At 44.9% G+C, this 25,970-nt stretch carries 26 protein-coding genes, 1 pseudogene and 2 other annotated features; of the genes and pseudogenes, 7 read left to right on the forward strand and 20 right to left on the reverse strand.

The genetic code is table 11. The features are described from left to right. Together RAC86_RS05385 and RAC86_RS05390 are read left to right on the forward strand one after the other, a co-directional pair. On the forward strand, positions 1-547 hold a 547-nt coding region (locus RAC86_RS05385), incomplete at its 5' end, for an ATP-binding cassette domain-containing protein (RefSeq protein ID WP_377885427.1). Then, positions 540-1,103, forward strand: coding sequence for a hypothetical protein (locus RAC86_RS05390; RefSeq protein ID WP_015483840.1), 564 nt, complete (start codon positions 540-542; stop codon positions 1,101-1,103). The genes RAC86_RS05385 and RAC86_RS05390, both read left to right, overlap by 8 nt. A 291-nt stretch (positions 1,104-1,394) precedes the next feature. Here RAC86_RS05390 and speB read toward each other — a convergent pair whose 3' ends face one another. Both speB and speE read right to left on the reverse strand, forming a co-directional pair. After that, positions 1,395-2,267, reverse strand: coding sequence for an agmatinase (gene speB, locus RAC86_RS05395; RefSeq protein WP_014115562.1), 873 nt, complete (start codon positions 2,265-2,267; stop codon positions 1,395-1,397). 60 nt (positions 2,268-2,327) lie between these two features. Continuing rightward, a complete protein-coding gene (gene speE / locus RAC86_RS05400; RefSeq protein ID WP_003222027.1) occupies positions 2,328-3,158 on the reverse strand; it encodes a spermidine synthase in 831 nt (276 codons plus the stop codon). Between the two features lie 201 nt (positions 3,159-3,359). Between speE and RAC86_RS05405 the strand changes: the two genes are divergently transcribed. Beyond that, complete coding sequence (locus tag RAC86_RS05405) at positions 3,360-5,435, forward strand: transglycosylase domain-containing protein (protein WP_072565440.1); 2,076 nt, start codon at positions 3,360-3,362, stop codon at positions 5,433-5,435. A gap of 320 nt (positions 5,436-5,755) precedes the next feature. Here the strand turns inward: RAC86_RS05405 and RAC86_RS05410 are convergent, their stop codons facing one another. Beyond that, on the reverse strand, positions 5,756-6,274 hold the full coding sequence (locus RAC86_RS05410) for a YwhD family protein (RefSeq protein ID WP_003222033.1): 519 nt from the start codon (positions 6,272-6,274) through the stop codon (positions 5,756-5,758). Between the two features lie 12 nt (positions 6,275-6,286). Then, a complete protein-coding gene (locus tag RAC86_RS05415) occupies positions 6,287-6,946 on the reverse strand; it encodes a site-2 protease family protein (RefSeq protein WP_072182346.1) in 660 nt (219 codons plus the stop codon). 108 nt (positions 6,947-7,054) lie between these two features. Here RAC86_RS05415 and RAC86_RS05420 point away from each other — a divergent pair, with 108 nt between their 5' ends. Beyond that, complete coding sequence (locus tag RAC86_RS05420; RefSeq protein WP_003222038.1) at positions 7,055-7,243, forward strand: 2-hydroxymuconate tautomerase; 189 nt, start codon at positions 7,055-7,057, stop codon at positions 7,241-7,243. 42 nt (positions 7,244-7,285) lie between these two features. Here RAC86_RS05420 and RAC86_RS05425 read toward each other — a convergent pair whose 3' ends face one another. From RAC86_RS05425 to RAC86_RS05450, 6 genes and pseudogenes are all read right to left on the reverse strand, one after another. Next, positions 7,286-7,705, reverse strand: coding sequence for a MarR family transcriptional regulator (locus tag RAC86_RS05425; RefSeq protein WP_014115567.1), 420 nt, complete (start codon positions 7,703-7,705; stop codon positions 7,286-7,288). Positions 7,706-7,824: 119 nt separating this feature from the next. After that, a complete protein-coding gene (gene thrS / locus RAC86_RS05430; protein WP_072565441.1) occupies positions 7,825-9,741 on the reverse strand; it encodes a threonine--tRNA ligase in 1,917 nt (638 codons plus the stop codon). A gap of 53 nt (positions 9,742-9,794) precedes the next feature. Beyond that, positions 9,795-10,016, reverse strand: a binding site (T-box leader). A gap of 31 nt (positions 10,017-10,047) precedes the next feature. Then, positions 10,048-10,269 (reverse strand) — a binding site (T-box leader). 79 nt (positions 10,270-10,348) lie between these two features. Then, positions 10,349-10,498, reverse strand: a pseudogene (locus RAC86_RS05435) (hypothetical protein); the annotation flags it as partial. A 141-nt stretch (positions 10,499-10,639) separates the two neighbouring features. Then, on the reverse strand, positions 10,640-11,140 hold the full coding sequence (locus RAC86_RS05440; protein ID WP_003222046.1) for a YwgA family protein: 501 nt from the start codon (positions 11,138-11,140) through the stop codon (positions 10,640-10,642). A 35-nt stretch (positions 11,141-11,175) separates the two neighbouring features. Then, positions 11,176-12,477 carry an HD domain-containing protein gene (locus RAC86_RS05445; RefSeq protein WP_014115571.1) on the reverse strand — a complete coding sequence of 434 codons (1,302 nt, stop codon included), beginning with the start codon at positions 12,475-12,477 and terminating at the stop codon, positions 11,176-11,178. A 160-nt stretch (positions 12,478-12,637) separates the two neighbouring features. Continuing rightward, positions 12,638-12,862 (reverse strand): YuzB family protein, encoded by a 225-nt coding sequence (locus RAC86_RS05450; RefSeq protein WP_003222050.1) that lies wholly within the window; start codon positions 12,860-12,862, stop codon positions 12,638-12,640. A gap of 214 nt (positions 12,863-13,076) precedes the next feature. On the opposite strand from RAC86_RS05450, the gene rsfA reads away from it, so the two are divergent. Beyond that, positions 13,077-13,856: a prespore-specific transcription regulator RsfA gene (gene rsfA / locus RAC86_RS05455; RefSeq protein WP_014115572.1), complete on the forward strand. Its 780-nt coding sequence runs from the start codon at positions 13,077-13,079 to the stop codon at positions 13,854-13,856. Between the two features lie 143 nt (positions 13,857-13,999). On the opposite strand, the gene RAC86_RS05460 is transcribed toward rsfA, so the two are convergent. From RAC86_RS05460 to pta, 4 genes are all read right to left on the reverse strand, one after another. Next, entirely contained in the window at positions 14,000-14,890 is an 891-nt protein-coding gene (locus RAC86_RS05460; protein WP_072565442.1) for a carboxylate/amino acid/amine transporter, read from the reverse strand. Between the two features lie 169 nt (positions 14,891-15,059). Next, positions 15,060-15,905 carry an octanoyl-[GcvH]:protein N-octanoyltransferase gene (gene ywfL, locus RAC86_RS05465; RefSeq protein WP_014115574.1) on the reverse strand — a complete coding sequence of 282 codons (846 nt, stop codon included), beginning with the start codon at positions 15,903-15,905 and terminating at the stop codon, positions 15,060-15,062. A 47-nt stretch (positions 15,906-15,952) separates the two neighbouring features. Continuing rightward, positions 15,953-16,852 carry a cysJI operon transcriptional regulator CysL gene (cysL, locus tag RAC86_RS05470; RefSeq protein ID WP_014115575.1) on the reverse strand — a complete coding sequence of 300 codons (900 nt, stop codon included), beginning with the start codon at positions 16,850-16,852 and terminating at the stop codon, positions 15,953-15,955. A 146-nt stretch (positions 16,853-16,998) separates the two neighbouring features. Then, on the reverse strand, positions 16,999-17,970 hold the full coding sequence (pta, locus tag RAC86_RS05475) for a phosphate acetyltransferase (RefSeq protein WP_014115576.1): 972 nt from the start codon (positions 17,968-17,970) through the stop codon (positions 16,999-17,001). Positions 17,971-18,239: 269 nt separating this feature from the next. Here pta and hemQ point away from each other — a divergent pair, with 269 nt between their 5' ends. After that, the gene (hemQ, locus tag RAC86_RS05480; protein WP_014115577.1) at positions 18,240-19,004 is read left to right on the forward strand and encodes a hydrogen peroxide-dependent heme synthase; all 765 of its coding nucleotides are present in this window, start codon (positions 18,240-18,242) and stop codon (positions 19,002-19,004) included. A 131-nt stretch (positions 19,005-19,135) separates the two neighbouring features. Then, on the forward strand, positions 19,136-19,915 hold the full coding sequence (gene bacG / locus RAC86_RS05485; RefSeq protein WP_061186523.1) for an NADPH-dependent reductase BacG: 780 nt from the start codon (positions 19,136-19,138) through the stop codon (positions 19,913-19,915). 14 nt (positions 19,916-19,929) lie between these two features. Here bacG and bacF read toward each other — a convergent pair whose 3' ends face one another. The 6 genes from bacF to bacA are packed head-to-tail and all read right to left on the reverse strand — an operon-like array spanning position 19,930 to position 25,823. Beyond that, positions 19,930-21,129, reverse strand: coding sequence for a transaminase BacF (bacF, locus tag RAC86_RS05490; protein ID WP_014115579.1), 1,200 nt, complete (start codon positions 21,127-21,129; stop codon positions 19,930-19,932). Further along, positions 21,130-22,314: a bacilysin exporter BacE gene (gene bacE / locus RAC86_RS05495; protein WP_061186525.1), complete on the reverse strand. Its 1,185-nt coding sequence runs from the start codon at positions 22,312-22,314 to the stop codon at positions 21,130-21,132. It abuts the gene before it with no gap. Continuing rightward, positions 22,311-23,729 carry an alanine--anticapsin ligase gene (gene bacD / locus RAC86_RS05500; protein WP_072565443.1) on the reverse strand — a complete coding sequence of 473 codons (1,419 nt, stop codon included), beginning with the start codon at positions 23,727-23,729 and terminating at the stop codon, positions 22,311-22,313. Before bacD ends, bacE begins: the two co-directional genes overlap by 4 nt. Positions 23,730-23,747: 18 nt before the next feature. Next, entirely contained in the window at positions 23,748-24,509 is a 762-nt protein-coding gene (gene bacC, locus RAC86_RS05505; RefSeq protein WP_072565444.1) for a dihydroanticapsin 7-dehydrogenase, read from the reverse strand. A 2-nt stretch (positions 24,510-24,511) separates the two neighbouring features. Beyond that, positions 24,512-25,219 carry a 3-((4R)-4-hydroxycyclohexa-1,5-dien-1-yl)-2-oxopropanoate isomerase gene (bacB, locus tag RAC86_RS05510; protein ID WP_072565445.1) on the reverse strand — a complete coding sequence of 236 codons (708 nt, stop codon included), beginning with the start codon at positions 25,217-25,219 and terminating at the stop codon, positions 24,512-24,514. Beyond that, on the reverse strand, positions 25,209-25,823 hold the full coding sequence (bacA, locus tag RAC86_RS05515; RefSeq protein ID WP_061186528.1) for a prephenate decarboxylase: 615 nt from the start codon (positions 25,821-25,823) through the stop codon (positions 25,209-25,211). The genes bacB and bacA overlap by 11 nt, the downstream gene beginning before the upstream one ends. Between the last annotated feature and the right edge of the window lie 147 nt (positions 25,824-25,970).

Here is a 25,970-nt window from a genome sequence, read left to right on the forward strand (position 1 = left end):
ATTAAAAGGACATAATGGCTCTGGAAAAACAATGATTTTAAGAGCAATCGCAGGGCTTTTAAAATTAACCAAAGGGCAAATTATTGTCAATAATCTCGTTATAGGAAAAGATACAGATTTTTCTAGAAATACTGGGATATTAATTGAATATCCCAGTTTTATACCTGTCTATACCGGTTATCAAAACTTGAAATTCTTAGCTTCAATTAATAAGAAAGTTTCAGACCAAGAGATCCGAAAAATGATAGAGCAAGTAGGATTAGATCCTGAAGACAAACGTAAGGTAAAACGTTATTCCTTAGGAATGAAGCAACGTTTAGGCCTAGCACAAGCACTAATGGAGTCTCCATCACTGCTGCTTTTAGATGAACCGACTAACGCACTCGACAAAAAAGGAATTCAGCTAATCACTGATTTATTGAAAAAAGAAAAAGAAAAGGGAACTACAATAGTCGTTGCAAGTCATGATGAAACCCTGACTGAAAATAATATTGTAGACAGAGTTATACATATTAGCAATGGTAGACTGGGTGAGGATAATGAATAAACGAGCAATATTGTTAATAACCATTTTTTTAATTATTGTTGCTGGTAGTAGTTTTCGTTATTATAAACTGAATAATCATAATGATAATTACTCTCCTCATATCACAAACCTTCCGAAAAATCGTATGATCGATACGGGTGCCGGGATTACTTATCATGTTCTCAAACCATTAAAACCAATTGAATTTATGGATGAGGATCTTAATATGAAAAGATTGTTATACATTTTGCCGCTGGATATAACAAATACATCCAAGCACGAAATAACGCTGGAACAGCTCTCACCTGATGGAATGAAATATCTTTTTTTTGGTGGCTTTGATCACTATTACAATTTAATGGCGTATAATTTAGATCTTCCAGAAAAGTATCAATTCAATACTTCAATTCCTGCTGGGAAAACTATACGAGGCTATGTCGGTTTGAAAATGACAAAAGGCAAAGACGTAAACTTTAACTATAAAAATTTTGATCCCACAACCTCTAAATTATTTGTTTATTATTCCTTGATAAACAAATCAAATAAAAGGATAACATATAAATTCCCACTTAATTAATCTTGTATTACAATTCAGGAAATCAATTCATATTTCCTGAATTGTATTTTTATATTCTCTTCCTTCTCTCCTGAAAAGTTAAATTATAGAATTCAATATCTTTCAATTTAATTTTCATCTATATTGATATGATGATTGCCAACACCGCTTCAATAATTTTCATTGAAAATCATAATAATTCAAAACCTCTTATCTCCTTAATTCATTCCACTTTAAGCACCTATTAAGATTGAAAAAAATAAAACAAGCCCGTACTGAATGGCTTATACCAGTCAACACGGGCCTACCTTCTTATTTCACAAACCCAAGCAGCATTTCACGGATGATTTTGCTGGCTGTGTTTGCCGTTTGTTCTGAGTGGTCATACACCGGTGCGACTTCCACTAAATCAGCGCCCTTCACGTTTACTTCTGAACGCGCGATTTCATGAACGGACGCAAGCAGTTCTTTAGACGTGATGCCCCCGGCGTCAACGGTGCCCGTTCCCGGTGCGTGTGCAGGGTCTAATACGTCAATGTCGATTGTGACATATACCGGACGGCCCGCAAGCTTCGGAAGCACTTCTTTCAGCGGTTCAAGCACTTCAAATTTTGAGATGTGCATGCCGTTTTCCTTCGCCCATTCAAACTCTTCTTTCATGCCGGAACGGATTCCGAATGAATACACATTTTGCGGTCCGATCAATTCTGCCGCTTTGCGGATCGGCGTGGAGTGAGAAAGCGGTTCTCCCTCATAGTCAACGCGAAGATCTGTATGTGCATCAAAATGGATAATCGCAAGGTCTGGGTATTTCTTGTGCATTGCTTTAATGACAGGCCATGATACGAGGTGCTCCCCGCCCATGCCCATTGGGAACTTCCCTTTTTCTAAAATACTGTCCACATATTCCTCAATCATATCAAGGCTTCGCTGCGGATTTCCGAACGGCAGCGGAATGTCGCCGGCATCAAAGAAGTTCAGATCGGCCAGATCACGGTCTAAATACGGGCTGTACTCTTCAAGGCCGATTGACACCTCGCGGATTCTGCTTGGGCCAAAGCGTGAGCCCGGGCGATAGCTGACCGTCCAGTCCATCGGCATGCCGTAAAGGATGGCGTCCGCCTCCTCCCACTCGGGACGGCTCGCAATAAATACTTTTCCTGAATAAGCTTCATCAAATCTCATCTATAATACCCTCGCTTTCCTGTAAAAAAGCGCAAGATTCGCTCCTGCGCCATACCAACATTATTTAATCAGGTCACTCACAAATTTCGGCAGAACAAAGGCCGCTTTATGAATATCTTTTGTGTAATATTTCGTATCGATTTCAAAGAAACGGCTATCTTCTACTGCAAGTGGATCATATTTTTTCGAACCGATCGTAAATGTCCACAAACCGCTTGGGTATGTCGGAATGTTCGCCGTATACAGCTTCGTAATCGGGAAGATTTCCTTCACGTCTCGCTGTACATTTGTGATTAATTCCGGTGTAAACCATGGGTTGTCCGTCTGAGCGACGAAAATACCGTCTTCTTTCAGCGCCTTCGCGATTCCCGCGTAGAATCCTTTTGTAAACAGATTTACAGCTGGTCCGACAGGTTCAGTTGAATCTACCATGATCACGTCATATTGATTTTCAGATTTCGCAATGTGCATAAATCCGTCATCCACCTGCACGTCAACGCGCGGATCATCCAGTTTTCCTGCGATAGAAGGAAGGAACTTTTTAGAGTATTCGATGACCTTGCCGTCAATATCAACTAGTGTCGCTTTTTTCACGCTCGGATGCTTCAGGATTTCTCTGATGACGCCGCCGTCACCGCCGCCGACTACAAGAACGTGCTCCGGATTAGGATGCGTAAATAATGGGACATGCGCTACCATTTCGTGATAAACGAATTCGTCTTTTTCAGATGTCATCACCATGCCGTCCAAAAACAGCATGTTGCCGAACTCTTCTGTTTCCACCATTTCTAAATGCTGAAACTCCGTTTGTTCTGTATGTAACGTTTTGTTAACCTTCATTGTAATGCCAAAGTTTTTCGTCTGCTTTTCTGTGTACCAAAGTTCGCTCAATTGTCATCTCCCTTTCAAGGCTGTATTTATTTATTGTAAGCGTCTTATCAGCTTTTATTCTCGGTTGAAATCTCATTTTCACCTAAGGAAAAAGTATAGAGGATGGCGGGGAAAAAGTAAAGATACGTCCTGTTCTGCGATGTTTAAAAATGATCTTTTTTTCTCATAATAGTAGAAACATAAAAAAAGGGGGAACCCGTTGTGGATGCAATGACAAATAAACGGCTGAGACTGACGCTGAAAACCGTTCGCGCCTTTATCTTTTTAGGGGCTTTGGCGGCCTTAGCGGCAGCTGCTGTGTTTATGACTGTCATTTTGATAGCCAAATACCAGGGCGCTCCCTCCGTGCAAGTGCCGCAATCCACGATTTTGTATGCGAGTGACGGCTCAAAGCTCGGGGAAACGAATTACGGTGAAAAGCGCTATTGGGTCCCCTTAAAGGACATGAATCCGACGATTGTAAAAGCGACAGTGGCGGTTGAAGACCAGAATTTCTACGATCATCACGGCTTTGATTATAAACGCATGGCCGGTGCGGCGCTTGCTGACCTGAAAGCATTTGCCAAGGTTCAAGGCGCAAGCACCATCACCCAGCAATATGCGAGAAACTTATATCTTGAACACGATAAAACGTGGAAACGAAAATGGAATGAAGCGTTCTACACGATCCGTCTGGAACAAAACTATTCTAAGGACGAGATATTGGAAGGCTATTTAAATACGATTTACTACGGCCATGGCGCCTACGGCATTGAAGCCGCTTCCCGCCTGTATTTCGGCAAGCATGCGAAAAATCTGACAGATGCGGAGGCGGCGCTTTTGGCGGGTATCCCAAAAGGCCCTTCCGGCTATTCGCCGTATGTCAATGAAACAAAGGCCAAGGAGCGCCAGAAAACGATTGTGCGGATGATGGAAAAGCAGCGGATGATCAGCCATAAGAAAGCGGATGAACTGATGAAAGAACCTCTTTCCTATCAGCCTTTGAATAAACAAGTTTCCAAGAGAAAGGCCCCTTATTTCTATGACAATGCGATGAGAGAGCTGGAGAAAAAGCTCGGCCTGACGAGGGAGCAAATTGAAACAAGCGGGTTAAACGTCTATACGACAGTAGATAAACGGATGCAGCGCATCGCCGAGGAGACCATTACCGAAACGGTTAACGCCGGCTCTGACATTCAAGTCGGATTTTCAGCTATTGATCCCCGCACAGGAAACGTTCTCGCTCTTGTCGGCGGCAGGGATTATCAAAAAAGCCCGTTTGACCGGACGACACAGGCGAAGCGCCAGCCCGCTTCGACGATCAAGCCGCTGCTGTACTATAAAGCGATTCAGAGCGGATTTACGCCAGTCACTTTGATGAAAAGCGAAGAAACCGAGTTTCAAATTGATGCAAAGGGAGAAACCTATTCTCCAAGCAACTATAACGGATACTACGCCAACAAACCGATAACGCTTCTGCAGGCGCTGGCGCTTTCCGACAACATTTACGCTGTGAAAACACATCTCTTTCTCGGCATGAACAAGCTCGTACAGGCGGCAAAGGAATTCGGCATCACTGCGCAGCTTCAAGCACTGCCGTCTCTGGCGCTCGGCACCGAACCCGTGCGCCAGATTGAGATGGTCAATGCCTATGCCATGCTTGCAAATGGCGGGAAGCAAATCGAACCGACCTTTATTTCGAGGGTCACGGACGCAGCGGGACATGTGCTGTATGAAAGCCCTAATCAGCATAAACAAGTGCTCGATGAAAAAGCCGCTTTTGTCACGGCGAGTATGATGACAGGCATGTTTGATACGGATTTAAACGGCTATACGTCGGTAACCGGACGGACGATCGCCAACCGCCTGACAAGAACGTATGCGGGAAAATCAGGAACCACAAGCGCAGACAGCTGGATGATCGGCTTCAATCCAAAGCTGGCTGCAGGTGTTTGGACGGGATATGACAAAAACAGCACCATCGACTCGGTCGAAGAAAAAAGCTATGCCAAAACGATTTGGGCTGACTTCATGGAGAATGCGCTCAAAGGAGAACCGGAAACTGCATTCAAACCGCCAAAAGGCGTAACCGGCGTGTACATTGATCCGGCAACGGGCTACACGTCCGGCCCCGGCTGCACAGCCAAGCACTACACGTATTTTGTGAAAGGCACTGAGCCATCAAACGTATGCTATGGGGCAGAACCAGCAAAACAAACAAAAGACCTGCATCCAGTCAAAGAGAAGCCTGCTTCACCGAAAAAGTGGTGGGACAAATGGCTGGGGCGAAATCATTGAAAATAACCCGTCTCCTCGGAGGCGGGTTATTCGTGTGGTTCCTTCATAATCGATGGAAGCAATGTTACGCAATCGAGCTGAACAATCAGTTTCGGAATCCTTCGAGGATAAAGTGGTGATTTCTCATTTCTTTGGCGTCGGCTTTAATCTCCCAGTCACCGACTCGAATGGTTTCGTACATCATCTTACACTTGAAAATGAAAAACCCCGAGTCTTGTTTCGGCTCGGGATTTTCCATGTCCTATTTCTGTATCACCAGTTTACTCAATGTTTACGAAAAATAGTTCAAATTTTCTAAAAGTTCACAGAAAGTTCACAAATTAATTGTCTTCCGGAAGCAGGCCTGTTTTTAATTCATCTGAGGACCGGTCCCATAGGCCCTGATCATGATTTTTCAGAAACTCGCCGAGCACACGCTTCGAGCTGTCGTCCATTTTATCAATGATAATTTTCCGTTTCATTGATTTATCCATTAGATTCACATGCTCAGGCAGCGATTTGTAGCCTCTTCTGATGCTTCTGTCGACCGTCAGTTCACAAGCTGTCACGCCCGCGTAATAAGGCCCCTCTTCTCTTCTGTCAATCGTCACCCACACAAGCCAGTATGGTTTGCCGTTTGGAACTTCTTCTTTATTCGGCAGAAATTTAATTCCTTTTTCAACGGTGCTGCGGGCGTGCATGGCACCGATGTCAACGAACGCTTCTTTTTCCTCTACATCGACGAATACAGGGGAAATGTTATCGAGGCTGAGTGCCCCTACGCCGAAACCGCCGTGTCCGTCTGTCGGATCACTTTTGATAATATTAAACCCGATTGATTTTTTCTTTTTTTCTTCCATGAGTTCTACCTCCTACAAAAGCGGTTGAAATATCGCTGAAAACAGCTGTAAAATCCGATCTCTTCCGGCATTTAGCAGTGGCCAAAGCACGTAAGATCCGAGCGGTGTCACAAACAGAACCAAAAAGACGATAAAGCCGTAGTTCTCCGCCTGCGTCATCTTGGCACGCACCCCCGGCGGAACAAGATCTTCGATTATTCGATAGCCATCGAGCGGAGGAAGCGGCAGCAGATTAAATAAAAACAAAACAAGATTCAGCTGTATCCAAATGGAAAAGAACTGATCAAGTCCCGTGCTGAATGCCGCAAGCAGCTCCATTCCGTATGCATGCATCAACACTAACAAAAAGAAACCGATAAACGCAAGAATCAGGTTACTGACGGGTCCGGCAATAGATACAAGCACGCCGGCAAGCCGAGGTTTCTTAAAGAAGCGGCGATTGACGGGAATAGGGCGCGCCCATCCGAAGCCGGCCACCAAAATCAAAATGGTTCCGAACGGATCAAGGTGTTTAATCGGATTCAGCGTCAGTCTTCCTTGTCTTTTCGCCGTATCGTCACCGAATTTGTATGCAACATAAGCATGGGCAAGCTCATGTATCGTAAACGACACAATTAACGTGATGACGAGGTATGGCATTAAAGATAACGGATAATATAAAAAACGGTCCAAGTGAGATATCCCTCTTTCTAAAAATGCAAGAATTTACTTTATTCAGTATACTATAAGAAGCCTCTTTTTCTAAAGAGAGGAAACGAGATAAAGGAGGATTCAGCACCCATGCCATACGTAACCGTCAAAATGCTCGAAGGCCGTACAGACGAGCAAAAACGCAATCTTGTCGAGAAAGTAACAGAAGCCGTAAAGGAAACAACCGGTGCTTCTGAAGAAAAAATTGTTGTATTTATAGAAGAAATGAGAAAAGACCATTATGCCGTCGCAGGCAAACGCCTGAGCGATATGGAATAATCTCTATAAAGCCGGCGCTTCGCGCACCGGCTCTTTCTATCCCTATTGGGCCAGCTTCCCAATAATCGCTAGGAACGTCTTTTTCTCTTCGATTGTTAAACGTTCAAACATGCTGTCAATCAGTTGCTGGCGGTTTTCGATCATTTGTTCAGCTGTTCCCCGGCCCGATTCAGAAAGCGTAATCCATACAGTACGGCGGTCATTGTTATTTCTGGATCTCTTAATAAACCCCTCCTGTTCTAAATGATTCAGGGCAGTGGTTGTAGCAGAGGGAGACAGTGTGACCTCCTTCAGAATATCCTTTATGGTGCAGCTCCCATGTCTGTATATAATCCGCAGAATAAATCCTCTTACATTATTCACGTGTTTCGGAACGGTGGCTTCATCTAATTGCTTCGTGCTTTTCAAGTATTTTGTAAGTGCGTGATCCAGCAAATTTGCTTCCAGTTTGTCATGGTCCATGTAGATTTCCCCATTTCGAGATGCATTCATAACATACGAACGATATGATTTACTTATTATTTTACTGATTCCGGATAGGGAAAGTCAAAAAAGCAAAATGAGAATTCACAGCTTTTCTCCTAGATACTGCGATTTTTCACCTGTTTGACAAGTTTATCTTTAAACGACTGAAAAGGAACGTGTTCATTCTGCTGATCTCCGAATTGGCGGACGTTTACCGCACCTTCCTGCTCTTCATGATCCCCAAGCACCAGCACGTACGGGATTTTCTGCACCTGCGACTCTCTGATTTTGTAGCCCAGCTTCTCATTGCGCTCATCTATGCAGGCTCTTATCCCCAGCTGCTTCAGCTCTGCCTGCACCTTTCTGCAATAGTCCAAATGAACGTGCGAAACCGGTATGATTTGAACCTGGATCGGTGCAAGCCAGACTGGGAATGCCCCGCCGAAATGCTCGATCAAAATGCCGAAGAACCGGTCGATCGAGCCGAATATTGCTCTGTGTATGACAACAGGACGAACTTTTTCATTGTGTTCATTGATATATGATAAATCAAATTTTTCCGGCATTTGAAAATCAAGCTGTATTGTCGCGCATTGGTGGCTTCGTTTCAGGGCATCTTTTATGTGAAAATCAATTTTCGGCCCGTAAAACGCCCCGTCACCTTCATTAACCTCATAAGACAGGCCAAGCTCCTCAAGGACGTATGCTAAGGCACGTTCCGACGCTTCCCAAAGGCTGTCATCACCTAATGAATCCTCCGGGCGAGTCGAGAGTTCGACCGAATACTCGAAGCCAAAAGTACGATATACCTCGTCAATCAGCCGAATCGCTTCTTTGATCTCACTCTCAATCTGATCCTCTCGAACGAAGATATGGGCATCATCCTGGCAGAACGTCCGGACGCGAAGCATTCCGTTTAAAGCACCGCTGTACTCATGGCGATGCACCTGGCCGAATTCCGCCATTCGAATCGGCAAATCCCGATACGAATACAGGCTGTTTTTAAAGATGAGCATATGGCCGGGACAATTCATCGGCTTCATTGCGAATCTTGTATCATCCACTTCTGAAAAATACATATTATCGCGATAATGATCCCAGTGGCCTGACTGCTCCCATAACCGCTGATTCATCATAAACGGCGTACGGACCTCCTCGTAGCCAGCCTTTGTTTGCAGCTCACGCGAGAAGCATTCCAGCTCATTGCGGATAATCTGCCCTTTCGGCAAATAAAACGGCATTCCCGGCGCTTCTTCAGAAAACATAAACAGCTCTAATTGTTTGCCCAGCTTGCGATGGTCTCGTTTTGCCGCTTCTTCCAGCATATGAAGATGTGCATCGAGATCTTTTTTCTTATGAAACGCAACCCCGTACACCCGCTGCAGGACTTCATTTTCGCTGTCTCCGCGCCAATAAGCGCCCGATACTCTTGTCAGTTTGAACGCCTTGATCATTCCTGTAGAAGGAAGATGCGGCCCGCGGCACAGGTCAACGAATTCTCCCTGCTGATACAGCGTGATATCCTCTCCGCGCGGAATATCCTTCAAAATCTCCAGCTTAAACGGCTCGCCTTTTTTGGCAAACAGCTCTTCAGCCTCTTCGTAAGAAACCTCAATTCGTTTGATTTCAAGGTTCTCATTTATAATATTCTTCATTTCTTTTTCGATGGCCTCTAAGTCTCCTGATGTCAAGCTTTGCTCCAGCTTCATGTCATAGTAGAAGCCGTCTTCAATCACTGGACCTATCCCCAATGACACTTCTCCGTACAGACGTTTCACTGCTTGAGCCAGTACGTGCGCTGATGTGTGGCGAAGCACCTGCAAGCCTTCTTGGGAATCAAGTGTGACAATCGAAAGCTCAGCATCCTCCTCCAGCTTAAAGCTGAGATCAACGAGCTTGCCGTTGACCTGGCCCGCAGCCGCCTTCTTTTGCAGACTGGAACTGATAGAACCAGCCGCTTCTTTGATTGTGATGCCTTTCGGATATTCCTTGATCTGTCCGTCCGGAAGCTGAATGTGCACTTGTTTACTCATTTTTAAACACTCCTTCATAATTGTTGGATATAAAAAAACACACCCGTCCCGCTGTTAGGGACGAGTGTGTGATGTACCCGTGGTTCCACCCAAATTCCCGACAAACGCTATGTTGTCGGCTTGGTGCTGTAACGCAGCATAGACGGCATTGGATACTTCAGTTCCCCAATGCTGCTCCAAGGCGGTAAATGATCATCCTAAGCTGGGAAGCTCCCACCTTTCCTTCCCTCTCTGAAAACCGTAACGATCATTCATGTCCTTTTCATCGCATGTATTCAATTCATAAAAAAACACACCCATCCCTCTAAAAGGGACGAGTGTGTGATGTACCCGTGGTTCCACCCAAATTCCCGACAAACGCTATGTTGTCGGCTCGGTGCTGTAACGCAGCATAGACGGCATTGGATACTTCAGTTCCCCAATGCTGCTCCAAGGCGGTAAATGATCATCCTAAGCTGGGAAGCTCTCACCTTTCCTTCCCTCTCTGAAAACCGTAATGATCATTCATGTCCTTTTCATCGCATGTATTTAGTTCATAAAAAAACACACCCATCCCTCTAGAAGGGACGAATGTGTTTATCACCCGTGGTTCCACCCAAATTCCCGATCAACACACATGGTGTATCGGCTTTGAGGTGCTGTAACGCAGCATGACGGTATCAGTTACTGGATTTCCCCGATACGGCTCAAAGGCGGTAAGCTGCTTCCCCTGCGTTAGGAAGATCTCAGCTGTCCTTCCCTCTCTGGAAACCGAAAAAGCATCTCATGTCCTTATCAGTGCCTGTATACATTACTGATTGTTTATGATTTCATATATTTTACAATACATTTTCTGAAACCGCAATCTGTTTTGTAAAAAAAAGCAAAAGAAACGGGTCATTTCTTTTGCTTGGTATGGTTAACAAATCTGCTTCAGTTCTTCTATGTATTGAAGCGCTTCGTCATATTCTTCATTTGTATATTTTTGCTTGCTTTTGATTGTAAAGACTTTTTCTTTCTTTTCCTCAGCCTCAAGCCCGTCAAAGTAAAGGATCGTGGAAACCAGCTCTAAAAACCGTGATGAACGGCTGTTTACACTGTCGATATAGCCTTTGATATCCGGCATATCCAGATCAGCATGGTCTAAAAATGCAGAGCCTGTCTCAGTCAGCGAATAACGGTATTGAAAGTAGCCGCCCTTTTTTTCCTTCACCTCATGCAGAAATCCAAGGTTGCACAGCTCTTCAATCTGGAGCGTCAGTTCCTCTGAATACGGTCCATAAAAGTGAAAATCATATTTCTCATAGAAAGGAAACTGCATTTTCTTTGCGATATAAATCATTTTCTGCAGCTTCTTCCGCCCGATGATTTCTCCAGAATCCGAGAACACCTTCATCAGTTTTGCATGTTCTTTCAACAAATTCCCGACATCTCCTTTTTCCTTCTTTCCAATTTCTATGTCAGTCCCAGCAGCTGCCGGATTTTCATTTTCGTTTCCGGATGTTCAGAGCCGTCACAAATCAGGTCCTTCGGATAGTACAGCTTGTGGTCCGTCCGACGTTTCCCGGAGATGGATTCCACAATAGCCGACTGTCTGGACAGCTCTTTAATTTGGCCGTTTTGCGTCAAGAGATGGATCGGCAGACGCTCCTCTTCCTCTCCAGGACGGTAAAAATCGTATGGCAGATCTGAAGAAGAATCGACGACCAAATAGTAACTCGGATCGATTCCCGCCTCTTTGAACAATGAAGTCAGCTCAAAATAAGCCGACATTTCTTCATTCGGATTGAATTCAACGTATTGGAACAGCTGGCGGTTAATGAATCTTCGGCACAAATCAGATAAAATCGCGTCTTCTTCATCCTCCCAGGCCTGGAAGTAATACAAAATAATAGATTCATCAAGCTTCAAATAATCCTCCAGCGTCAATTTCCCTTCAAAAATAGAATAGAAATGAACCGGAGCGTGAGTGAAGACATAGCCTTCATCGTGCAGCTGCTTCGCCCTGTGAAGAATCTTCGTTAAAATAACCTCTGCGCTTCTTGTCACAGGATGGAAATACACCTGCCAGTACATTTGGTAGCGGCTCATGATATAGTCTTCGACAGCGTGCATCCCGCTTTCTTTAATGACGATCTGATCCTCGCGCGGTCGCATCACCCGAAGAATCCGCTCCATATCAAAATGGCCGTAGCTGACGCCCGTATAATATGCGTCGCGCTGCAGGTAATCCATGCGGTCTGCGTCTATCTGACTCGAAATCAGGCTGACCACTTGCTTGTTTTTATATGTTTTGGCAATGACTTCAGCAACATCCTGCGGGAAACGCGGGCTCACCTTTCTGAGCACCTGATTGACCTCTGTGTCCCCCAAAATGATATCTCTTGTAAAATCTTCGTGGTCAAGGTGAAAGACTTTTTCAAATGAATGCGAGAACGGCCCGTGCCCGAGATCATGAAGCAGCGCCGCGGCCAAACAGAGTTCGCGCTCACTGTCATCCCATTCAGGGCGGCCTTTAAAGACGTCATCAACCATTCTCCTGACAATTTCATAGACACCGAGAGAATGGTTGAACCGGCTATGCTCAGCGCCGTGGAACGTCAAATACGTCGTGCCGAGCTGCTTAATTCTGCGGAGACGCTGAAATTCGCGGGTTCCGATCAAATCCCATATCAGCTTGTCCCGAACATGAACATAGCGGTGCACCGGATCTTTAAACACTTTTTCTTCTGATAATTTTCCATTTGGATACGCCATCGTCATTCCCTCTTTTTTTTAGCCGTGTTTCTATTATATCGACTCTATTCTTTGAAAACATCCTTGAATTTGCCCGGCGATTTGTTCCATCTTTACGAAAAACACGTTATGTGAAGCAAAAAAGCCTGACCTGAGGGCCGAGGCTATAAAAAATATGTTTTTACTTTTTTATTTTCTTTTTTACTTTGTCAATCAGCTCATCCTCTGTCGGAGCTGACAGCGGGCGATTGTTCACAAAAGCAAATGATTTTTTCCGTCCGGGTCCGCAATAAGATTGGCATCCTACCTCAACTTTTGCGTCCGGGTCCACTTCTTTTAATCGCGGCAGCAATGTTTTGATATTAGTGGCTTGGCAATCATCACACACTCGAAATTCATTAGCCATGACGTACGCTTCCCTTCATTTCTATGTTCATCTATGTGAATAACCTAAAATCGCTTTTCAAAAAAAATCACATCACTCTTCATTTTACAAGGATTCGACTGTTCCTGCAAGCCGCTCCATCCTTCGTATCTCCTATTCTTTCAGCCAACTTGTATAAATATTTTCCAAACTGGACATTCTAATACCATGAAAAGAAAAATGGGAGTTGAGATAAATGACAAAACAGCGACAAGACGCTTGGTCAGAAGAAAATGATCTGCTTTTAGCCGAAACAGTGCTTCGGCATGTGAGGGAGGGCAGCACTCAGCTGAACGCCTTTGAAGAAGTCGGTGATAAATTAAACCGGACATCTGCAGCCTGCGGATTCAGATGGAACGCGGTAGTCCGCCATCAATATGAAAAAGCGCTTCAGCTTGCGAAAAAACAGCGAAAACAGCGGATGAGAGCGCTCGGAAACGGGCAGCCTGCGAAAAAAAGGCTATTATATCAGCCTCCTGCGGTTGATCCTGAAATCGTTCAAGAAACCGCTGCAGAGGAGCCGGTTAAAACAGACGCACCATCAGCTGAAAATGAGCAGCAGCCTTTCATGTCAGGCGAACACATGCCTTTTGTGGATGAAAGCTTTAAGGAAGAGTTAGCTAGTCTATCACACTTATTGTCTCCCCAAACACCTGCAGCCGCGCCAGAGATGACGATGAATGATGTGATCCGCTTCCTGCAGAATTACGAAGGCAATAACGAGCAATCATCGGCATTAAAAATGGAAAATGAGCGTTTAAAGAAAGAAAATCAGGAATTGCAAAGCAAAACGGAACAGCTTGAGGCAGAAGTACAAAAGCTTGAAAAAGACCAAAAAACGATCCAAGAAGATTATGAAACCTTGGTGAAAATTATGAATAGAGCCAGAAAGCTAGTTTTATTTGAAGAAGATGAACATGCCTCTCCGTCCTTCAAAATGGACCGAAACGGCAATTTAGAAAAAATGGCAGAGTAAGTTAGAAAAATCCCAAAACAGCTGTTGGTTTTGGGATTTTCACCATGTACAAAATCCCCTTTTCCATTGAGAAAAGAGGATTTTATTATTTTGCAGCCGGCTCCGCTATTCTTGTAAAATGAGGCCAAGCTTATGTGAATCTATCAAGACATGTGAGCTGCCCCGGCCGTTTTTTGTTTCCGAGGCGCAGCGGAAATGACCAGAAGCCCTAGCATCATCAGTGCAATGCCGAGCCACGAGGAAAGTGAAAGCATTTCCCCTATGAAAAACACGCCCAGCAATGAGGCCGTCAGCGGTTCAGCTAAAGACAGCGTGACCGCCGCCGAGGCCGGAACCCCGGTAAGCCCTTTCGCAAACAAAAAGTATGCGGCGCATGTTGCAATTAACCCGATGTAAAGGCTCGTTCCCAATCCTCTCGGTGTCAATATCCACGAGATATCTGACTGCCATAAAAGCGGCGTCAGCAGGATGGCACTGATCATAAAGACAACGGCTGAAGTCGCTCGCGGAGGCTGGGTTTTCATCATCGCTTTACTGATGAGCGTATAGCCCGCAAAAGAAGCACCCGCTCCGAGCGCCATAAGAACGCCAGCCACATCAATCCGAACATTCGAACCGTCGGAAAACAGGAGCCAGCAACCGGCTAAAGCCAGTACAGTCGCGATCCACCAAGAGTTTCGCGGACGTTTTTTCAATACGGCCCATTCCATGCTTCCGGCAATGATAGGTGCACTGCCGATCGCAATCACTGTCCCCACTGCGATTCCGGTTTCTTTAACGGCTGTGAAAAACAGCGGCTGGTAACACGCCATACAAACTGCAGCTGATAATACGAGCGGCCATGACCAATTTTTCACGTGAAGCTCCCGGCTGATCCAAACCGCAAGCAGCATGGCGCTTCCTCCTATTAATAATCTGAACGCTCCGAATGCCAGCGGTGTGGAGCTTTCTGGAGCCATCGCCTGAACGGTTCCCGTGGTTCCCCAGAAGAAAGCCGCGATCAGCACAAACAGGCTGTAAAAATTCCCTCTCATCTGCCTCTCCCCTTTGTATATGGATGCTGAGGTCATTTTATCGTTTTTCTTTTTGTCAGGGTTATCTGAATGTAAGAAGGATTTATCTGAAAATAAGATTGTTGAGGATAAAATACCGCTTGAAATAAAAATTGCATGCCGGCCGATACAGCTGGCATGCGAAGAACGTTCACCCAAATACCTTTGCATTCCGCTCAGCCATCCGGACGAGGTTTTTCTCAAATGCCATTTCCTCATCAATGGACAGTCCGGCTGAGTATAGATGGGTGCTTAACGCTTTTAATTCTGTCAGTAAAGCGAACATTAAGTCTTGTACGGAGATGTCTGTTTGCAGTAGCTCGCTTAAGGACGCCATCGTTTCCGGACGTATCTCGGGATAGACGCCTTTTTTATCGTTTCGTTTGTCCTTCAGCGCCGCTTGGTAGAATCGTCTGATCAAATCGGCTCTTTCACTGCCGCTTTTATCTGCGCAGAGATAAATTTGAACAGCAACTCCGCCGCGAACGCGTCTTTGAGAAATGCCGGCGAATTTTTTGCCATTTATGCTAAGGTCATAGCTGCCGGGACAATAAGATCCTTCAATTTCATAGGCTTCGATCTTTGCATTGTACGGTTTTAGCATCCGTCTCATCAGCTCAACCATCGCTTCATATCCTTTGTCTATATCGATGCCTTTCTTTTCGTCTTCGAATATGAGAGAAATATTTAAAACGCCTTCATCCAAAACGACGGCAAGACCGCCGGAATTGCGTACAATCACACGGTATCCTTCGTTTTCCAGCAAGGAGATTCCATCCTGCAAAAACGGGAGACGCGTATCCTGTATTCCAAGGACAATTGTATTGTGGTGAACCCATGAGCGCGCTGTCGCCGGCGACACGCCTTTTCCGACGGACATGCACAGCGTATCGTCCATTGCGAAGGATTGCTTCGCATCAAATAAAGGGCCGAGACTGGATTGGTCAATGACTCTCCATGTCGGCTGCATCAGTAAATCAATCGGTTGGTTTGCCATCTATGTAAAACCCTTTCATGTTAGGTTTATAAACGAATACTATTATATCATTTCAGCCGCTGTGATTGATAATTGCTTTTCAGCATCGTAATAAAAATTTCTTTGTTTTTTGTATTCTCCATGAGAGGAGAATGAATGTAAGACAGCTTGCGCTTTAACGAGAAATCTTTTATATGGAGAATTGAAATTTCACGGTGAATCAAATCCTTATGCAGCACGCTTCTGGATAAAACCGACAGTCCCATGCCGTTGATCACCGCTTCTTTTACACCTTGATTGCTGCTGATGGTGAACATCGACTTCGGCCGCAGCCCGTTTGAGCTGAGCACATGATCGAGATATTCTCTCGTCCCGGAGCCTTTCTCTCTTGTCACCCATGCTTCGTTTTGCAAATCGCTGATCGAAATATCTCTCCGTCCGGCCAGCGGATGCTGATTCGGCGCGGCAATGCACATTTCATCCTCCATGAACGGTTCAATTTCCAGTTCATTCTCGTTTGTATGTCCTTCAATCAGTCCGATATCAGCCTGAAGCATCCGCACACGCTCGCTAACCTCCTCCGTATTGCCAATCATGACATCGAGATTCAGCTCTGGATACAGCTTTTGCAACTGGGCCAAGAGCGGCGGAAGAATATACTCTCCGATCGTAAAGCTGGCAGCAATTTTCAATTCGCCTTTCACATAGTGATGATGCGCATAGATTTCAGCCTTTGCTTGCTCGTAGAGAAATACCATTTGCTTTGCTCTTTGATACAAAATGTCTCCTGTCGGCGTTGTCGTAAAGTGTTTTGGCGACCGATTCAGGAGAGCCGTTTGAAATTCTTTCTCAAGATTTTTGATATGCAGACTGACGCTGGGCTGGGAGATCATCAGCTTTTCCGCCGCTTTTGTGAAGTTTTTTTCTTCTACTACCGCTATAAACGTTTTCAGCACGTCGTAATACAAAAACCCCACCCCTGTCATTAATGAAATATATGGTTATGATCAGTTTTCTTTATTGTACTCATATCATCTGTCTTGGTAAAGAAGGCTATACGGAGACGCAAAAAAGACAGCCCTCCGGAAGAGAGCTGCCATCGTCTTCATTTTTCTTACAGTGCTTGCGCCGCTGTAATTAATGCAAGATTGTAAACATCTTCAGCGTTACATCCTCTTGAAAGGTCGTTTACAGGCATATTTAAACCTTGCAGGATTGGTCCTACCGCTTCAAAGTTGCCCAAACGCTGAGCGATTTTATAGCCGATGTTTCCTGCTTCAAGGCTTGGGAATACGAATACGTTAGCATCCCCTTTGATCTCGGAATCCGGCGCTTTTTTCTCAGCTACAGATGGAACAAATGCAGCATCGAATTGGAATTCGCCGTCAAGTGTCAGTTCAGGCGCTTTTTCTTTCGCGATTTTCACCGCATCCGCTACTTTTTCTGTTTCATCAGATTTTGCTGAGCCTTTTGTAGAGAAGCTGAGCATTGCCACGCGAGGCTCAATGTCGAACATTTTTGCCGTATTGGCACTTTCGATCGCAATCTCGGCAAGATCTTGGCTGTCAGGCGCAATGTTGATCGCGCAATCTGCGAATACGTATTGCTCTTCTCCGCGAGCCATGATGAAGACGCCGGAAGTCTTTTTCACGCCTTCTTTTGTTTTGATGATTTGAAGAGCCGGGCGGACAGTGTCGGCTGTTGAATGAGCCGCTCCGCTTACAAGTCCTTGTGCAAGGCCTTTGTACACCAGCATTGTACCGAAGTAGTTCTCATCTAATAATGCTTTACGAGCCTGTTCTTCTGTTGCTTTGCCTTTACGGCGTTCTACGAATGCTTGTACAAGGTCTTCCATGCCTTCATATGTATGAGGATCATAAATCTCAACGCCATCTAGCGTCAGGTTCAGTTCTTTTGCTTTTGTTTGGATCTCATTTTCATTGCCGATCACAATCGGATTCAGCACTTTGTTTCCTGCAAGCTTGCTGACCGCTTCTAAAATACGCTCGTCTAAGCCTTCAGGAAATACAATTTTAACGTCTTTTCCAGCTACTTTTTCTTGCACTGTTGAAAATAAATCTGCCACAATAAAACCTCCTCAAAAAGTTACAAAAACGCTTTCTTTTACTAGCATACTCTTCTTCCAATCAAATTCAAACAGCCAACTTTCATTATAGCGCTTTCATAAAAAAATCTTATTTTTCTAATTAATTTAAGTGACTCATTCTTTCCTTATAGCTTCTCTTATTTTTATGGAGTTATACGAAAGGGATGTTCAAGGTTTCTCCACAGTAGAATCGGATAAACTATGGTATAGTGAAGGCAACAATGAAAAGATAATAGGAGTGAAGATAAATGAGTGAACAGCAAATGACCAATGAAGCGGCGAAAACGCTTGACGGCTGGTATGCGCTTCATGATTTCCGCACAATGGACTGGACTTCCTGGAAGCTGCTGTCCAGTGATGAGCGCCAATCTATCATACATGAATTCACAGGATTGCTTGAAAAATGGGGCGTTGCCCAAAAAGAAGGAAAAGGATCGCAGACCCTTTACAGCATCGTCGGCCAAAAAGCTGATTTTATGCTGATGATTCTTCGCCCTACAATGGAAGAATTAAATCAAATTGAGCTCGAATTCAACAAATCAAGACTTGCTGAGTTCACCATTCCGGCTTACTCCTACGTATCAGTGGTAGAGCTGAGCAACTACTTGGCAAGCGGCGACGGCGACCCTTACGAAAATCCGCATGTGCGTGCGCGCCTTTACCCTGAATTGCCTGAGTCAAAATATGTATGCTTCTATCCAATGGATAAAAGAAGATCCGGCAATGACAACTGGTACATGCTTTCAATGGAAGAACGCAGAAACTTGATGAGAAGCCACGGCTTAATCGGCCGCAGCTATGCGGGCAAAGTCAAACAGATCATCACCGGCTCCGTCGGTTTTGACGATTACGAGTGGGGCGTTACATTGTTCAGTGATGATGTGCTCCAATTCAAAAAGCTTGTGTATGAAATGCGTTTTGACGAAGTCAGCGCTCGCTACGGCGAATTCGGTTCATTCTTTGTCGGCAACCGCCTTTCGCTTGATACACTTCCTCAATTCCTATATGTATAATATCTCTCCCGCCCAAGCCGGCGGGAGTTTTTCGATCCTCCTTTATCAGAATTTAAATAAAATTTGCTATTTTCTCTGTTTTTTCTTACGATGTAGTTAATAATCCATTTTTTTCAAAGGGGTGCTGTTATTTGTCAAAACGAACCGCATTTATTATGGGAGCCAGTCAAGGGATTGGAAAAGCAATTGCTCTGAAGCTAGCAGACCAGCATTTTTCCGTCGTCATTAATTCGCGAAATTTGGACAATATTGAATCTGTCAAAAAAGACATTTTGGCCAAGCATCCTGAAGCGAGTGTCATTGTCTTTGAGGGTGATATGTCTGACCAGCATACGAGAGCCGATATTTTTCAAAAAATCGAATCTCAATGCGGACGGCTTGATGTTCTGATTAATAATATCCCGGGCGGCGCGCCTGACACATTTGATAATTGTAATATAGAGGATATGACGGCCACGTTTACACAGAAAACCGTCGCCTATATTGACGCTATCAAGCGTGCCGCTTCACTGATGAAACAAAACGAGTTTGGCAGAATCATCAACATTGTCGGAAACCTGTGGAAAGAACCCGGCGCCAATATGTTCACAAACAGTATGATGAATGCTGCTTTAATTAACGCCAGTAAAAATATTTCCAGCCAGCTTGCTCCTCACAACATTACTGTCAACTGCCTGAATCCTGGTTTTATCGCTACAGACCGTTACCATCAATTTGTGGAAAATGTGATGAAAAAGAACAGCATATCCAAACGGGAAGCAGAAGAACAGATTGCTTCCGGGATTCCGATGAAGCGTGTCGGATCAGCAGAAGAAACCGCAGCACTCGCCGCGTTTCTTGCCTCTGAAGAAGCCTCCTATATCACCGGACAGCAAATTTCCGCTGATGGCGGAAGCATGAAAAGCATATAAAAACATCCCGCTTTTTAGCGGGATGCTTCTTGTAATGATGCAAACGGCAGGTTCAGCTTTTGAATCCGCATGACAAACTCCCGCAAATCCTCCTGCTTCGACACCATCGATATTCTGACATGCCTTTTTCCGTTGCTTCCGAATATTTCGCCCGGTGTGACAACGACATGGGCATGCTCCAGCAAGTAATCGGAGAATTGGTGAGATGTCTCAAACGTTGTCGGAATTTCAGCCCATACGTAAAACGTTCCTTTTGGCTTTTCCATCTTCCAGCCCAGTTCCTTTTCACACAGCTCCGTAAAAAAGTCAATTCGTTCCTCGTAGATTCGTTTTAAGGATTCCGTTTGCTCCGGATCTCCTGAAAGCGCGGCACTTGCCGCCTGCTGCAATCCGCCGAACATGCCGACAAATACATGATCCTGAAATTCATTGACGGCCTGAATGATCTTCTCATTCCCGACGGCAAACGCCATTCTCCAGCCGGCCATGTTAAATGTCTTTGAAAATGAATAAAGCTCTGCTCCGACAGCTATGGCATCCTCTGCCTCAAGAAAGCTGGCCGGCTTTTTATCGAATTCAAACGCGCCGTACGCAAAATCATGAATCAAGTGGATGTTGTGCTCTTTCGCAAAAGCAGCCGCTTTTGCATAAAAAGCTACATCGGCCACAGCTCCCGTCGGGTTATTCGGATAGTTCAAAAACATGAGCTTTGCTTTTTCCAGCACAGCGGGATCGATCTTTTCAAAATCCGGCAGATAGCCATTTTCTTCATACAGCGGCATTTCGTGCAGCTCAGCTCGCGCCATCGTAATTCCTGACAGGTATTCAGGGTAGCCTGGATTCGGGACCAAAGCGATGTCTCCCGGATTAAGCAGGCATTGTGTCAGCACATATAAGCCGGCTTTTCCGCCGCCGAAGAGCGCAACTTCCGTTTCAGGATTGATTGACACCCCGTATTCTCTTTTATAGAAAGCAGCGATCGCTTCCTTCAAAAAAGGATAGCCTCTGAATGGGCCGTATCCATGAAATGAAGGATTCAGAGACGCCTCCCGCAAAGCCTCCACAATATGCGGCGGAGTCGGAAGGTCAGGGTTTCCCTGTCCGAGATTAATGATATGGGCCCCCGTTTTTTCCAATTCCTTCACCTTTTGAAAAACGAGAGAAAACTCTTGCTTTGGAAGTGTCTTGATGACGTCGGACGGTGTTATTTCCATCTAAAAGACTCCTTTTTGCTCCGTTTTGTTATCCCGTTCCAAAAACGATTTGTTGACGAGCTTCGTATGCAGAAACAATCCGCTTACGATCACAACAATCAGCCCCATAATGACTGGAGCGTTAAAGACGTTGATTAACATCGAACCAACAGAAATGCATAATCCGATCGACGCTTCCGCCACCGAAAAAATGCGCCCTTGAATCTGGTTCGCCGCGTTCTCCTGAACCTTCACCTTTGCAAGCACTTCCCCGTATTCCATCGCGATGAAAAAGAGGATTGCGGCGATGACAGAGACAGCGAAGATCGGCGTGAATAAAAACAGCGCCAGCGAGACAATGGATAAAACGGTAAAGTACGTCAGGCCTCTATTGTTGTTAAAGCCCCATTTGCTGACAAGCGCTGCCCCAATGAAGCCGCCGAAGCCGATGCAGAATGTGAGAATAAAGTTGCCGATTTCCCCGTCACCCAAAAAGCGGCTGACAATCGGAAAATAGCTGTACACAATTCCCCACAGCAAAGCCATCGTAATCATCGTAAACATGGCGTTTAATACGAAAGCATTGGTTTTGATTTCCTTGAGTCCTTCTTTAAAAGACTGAAAGGCCTCTTTTATGTTTTCAGATTGAATCGGCACGAATTGCAGCTTAATGCGGCTGATAAAAATGGCCGAAATCAAGTATGTCACACCGTTAAAGGCAACAGCCAGCTCTACAGAACCGCCTAACAGAAAAAGCCCTCCGGCAGCTGCCCCGACGATGATGGAGATGGTCGTCGCTTTTGCAAATAACGTGTTGATGCTTTTAATATCTGATTCCAATGATGACATGACAGCGAGACGGGCCGGGTTAAAAAACACGCCGCTTCCATAAGAAATAAACAGCAAGGCCAGAAAAATCAGCGGATACTCGCCTTTTGGAAGAAATGTGAGCCCCAAAAAGATGATGCCCCTGATGATATCCGTCCACAGCATGATCTTAATTCTGTCTAACCGGTCGACCAGAACCCCCAAAAATGGCTGGAACACCATCGGAATGCTTCTGACCACGATGACCCCCGACGTCACCCAATAATCGTGATAATATGTAGACAAAATGAGCAGTGCAGGGAGAACACAATAGTCTCCCATAAACGATAGCGCCTGCCCGTAAAGCAAGTATTTAGAGTTGGGTTTTAACTGTTTCATACTGGCAGCACATACTTTGCCGTCAGCTTCGCATGCTGCTGAATTTGTCTGATTGATTCAGCCACATCCTGTGAATTGCTGCCTTTCAGTTCAAATGCAGCAATGGAGTTGAAGGCTTCAAACAGCGTCAAATCAACTGATGTGCCTGGTGCCGCAGCCGAAAAAGAAACGATTTCTGTATCACCCTTCAATAGCCCGTCCGGAATATCGATCGCTTCGATCACCAAATCCTCAGCAGTTTCAGGGATCTGGCCATTTTGTTTGAAATGCTGAGGGTACAGATGGCAGTCAGCGACATAGTAAGGCTCTTGATCCAATAACCCGTCCGGCAGATCAGCATCTTTTCCGAAACAGAGAACATCTAATAATAATTGCGCCATATCAAGGCCGAAAACCTTTTTAATGTTAGGAATCATATTCCAGCCGGCGAATCTGGCTGCCGACTCTATTAAACCCGGTTCTCTGTTTTTCATTAGCTTGATTTCTGTATGTGTTGCGCAATTTTGCAGTCCAAGCCCTTCATTTGCCTTTTTAGCCGCTTCGACAATTTTCTTTTTCGCCTTTTCATCCAAAATGGACGGCGTAATATGTGATGTTTCTGTAAATCCAATTTGCGGCGTTTTGTCATGAATGGCGATCGGAAAATACTCACCATCAGCCATAATGCCTTCTATGCTGATATAGTCGGAGTACCCTTCTGTTTGATACCAGTCTCCGTACTCACCCTGTAAAAATTCTTCAGCAATAAACGGCGCTTCAAATGTGACCGCCTTCGGCACGTTAATCGATTTGAGATAGTCATTGACTCTGTTAAATTCATCTTCTGCCGTCTCCGTGTCGGTTATCAGCGTTACGCCGATTGAACTCGCTAAGTATGTAGGCTTCAAAATAAGAGGTGTGCCGATCTCTTCAAGTGCAGCACGAAAATCCTCAAGAGTTGTGACTCGTTTGTTTTTGATCGATTTGACTCCGGCCGTATTAAAAGCGTCCCTCATTTTATTTTTATCTCTGGCATTTTCGGCTGCCTGCACGCCGGCGCCCCTCAGGCCCAGGCGTTCACAGGCTTTCGCCATCGGAGCAATGAATAATTCATTGTTTGTTGTGATGGCGTCCGCCTCAAACATTTCGGCAACCTTGACGATTTGCTCGACAACCTCTTCTTCAGGCTTGTCATGATCCTCATGTGCCCAATAAATTGAATCGGGATGCTCAAAATCAGCTAAGCTCTGAAAATAGTCTTTATCTTTTATGACCGCGACCGAGTATTTTTCAATCAGTGCTGCATGGGAGGCTGTAATTGCAAAAGGTCTTGGAATAAAGCTAACCAGGTTATATTTTTCAGCAGCGCTTTTATAAAACATGTGTGGCGGGCAGCCTCCAAGATCAGCGATGACCAATACTGTTTTTCTCTCCATATGTAAAACACTCCTTCTTTATTGTGCGGTGTATCCTCCGTCTGCGGTGATGGCGCTTCCGGTCATATAGCTTGATAAATCTGAGGCTAAAAACAGCATCACGTTTGCAATTTCTTCGGGTTTCCCGAGCCTCAGCAGCGGATTTACCTTTGCCTTTTCTTTTTTGATCTCTTCAAGTGTGCCTTCATTATTTTCAAGGAATGATTTTTCATTTAGCGGTGTGTCGATAATTCCCGGGCATACGCAGTTGACACGAATTTGATGTTTCGCATAATCAACGGCCATTGACCGCGTCAGTTGCAAAACGCCTCCTTTGCTGGCGTTATAAGCAGGAATATCAGGCCATGCCACGAGTCCGCCGACTGAGCACGTATTAATGATGTTGCCCTTGCCGGCAGCGAGCATATGCTTGAGTGCGTGCTTGCTCATTAAAAACATGCCGGTCAAATTGACTTGCAGCACCTTGTTCCAATCGCTGAGCTCCATCTCGTGAATGGGAGCCACGATTTCAATGCCCGCATTATTAATCAATACATCCAGCCCTCCAAATGTATCGACCGCCGATTGAACAGCGTGCTGACAGGCAGCTTCGTCTGTGATGTCTGTTTGCACAAAGTGCAGCCTGTCATTATTTTCTTTCCGGATCATTGCTTCTCCCTGCGCCTCGTCAATATCCGCCACAACCACGTTGGCCTGCTGGTTCAAAAAAGCCTGAACCGCCGCATAACCAATTCCTGATGCGCCTCCTGTTATGAGGACAGTTTTATCGATAAGGTTCATGATCACTCATCCGCCTTTATTTTTTTTGCTTTTGCTCTGTTGTAGCGCGGCGGGAAGAAGATGTTAATTGATTTTGATTCTTTTTCGGAACGGTTGATGGCGCCGTGATCCTCCCGAGGCTCGCAGAAATAGGCTGTTCCGAATTTCATTTCCACCGTGCAGCCTTCGACCGTCATGTCGTAACCTCCGCCGATGCAGATGCCGATTTGTTCATTCCGATGTTTATGGAAAGGCATCTCTCCGCCGTTTCCAGGGATTTTGGCCAGCATGATTTCCACCCAGTCCTCAACAAAGAACGTGACTTCCATGCCAGGCAATAGGTCTCTTGTTTTAAAAATATTCAAAAAATAGTCCTCAGGACTTGTATATGTTTCATCAGCTTTCAGCCGCTTGATATCGATCGCAATGACTTCTTGGTCTGTATCGTTTCTTGCCCCGTGAGGCACATGAGGCGGCGCAATATAGGCAGATTCCAAGGCCATCATTTTTCTCGTCACATCTCCGACAGTCATCATCAGCTCGCCAGAAATGACCATGCCGATTTGGACTTCTTTATGCTGATGGGGTTCAACGTTGGTATGCGGCGGAACGTAAGACATTAATACCTCAGTGTCGCCGCGCACGGTTGAATACTGTCTCACTCCATTTTCCCATTCTATTAATTTCGGTGTCGGGAAATAAAGCTCCTGCATATCTTCTTTAGTTTTCATCATCAACGTCTCCTTTTCCGAATAATGACCAGCTCATAGGAATGCTTTTAAATGTTTTCACAAATGTAAGCCCGTACTTTTGCCGTGCAAGCTCATTGGTTAAGGCAATGTCATATAAGCCTTCTTTTACTTTTCTTGCAGCTTGACTGGTCGAATTGACCAGTTTGAAACGTACATCTTTGCGGGTAAAATATTTGATTAAATTAATGGGTGAAGGATGTGAAACGATAACAGATGAATCAAGCATATCGTCGCTGAATTCAAAATTAGGACGAACAGCCAGGCCGTACATCGGTGTATCGCACCTGAAGATCTGCAAAAGCTGCAAATCCGGCCTCATGTAGAAATGCTTAATGCCGTCATAAGCGTGTGGGACGATGGTATATTCTAGCGGGCTTTGAAGCGTCCTTTCGATACATGATTCAAAAGTATCATGCAAGGACAATTTACTGTTCAGCCCCTGAAGAAGAGTAAAATTGGAAATGAAATGTTTTGCTGCGTACTCACTGCTTGTCCCCTCAGGGCCGAGCGTGTTGACTGTAATGAGTTTGGATATTGAATCAGTTCTTTTTTTTGTCTGAATGCTATTATCCAATATAATCATGAGCACCAACCAATCTTTTAAATTTTAAGTAAATTTTATCCAGCGACAATTGAACTGTCAACATTTTTTGAAAATATTGATAATTATTCCTATACAAACAAAAAAAACCCTCAAGGAAGGGTTTTTTATTATAGGAATTTAGAAACT

Source organism: Bacillus sp. LR_5, from assembly GCF_042709275.1.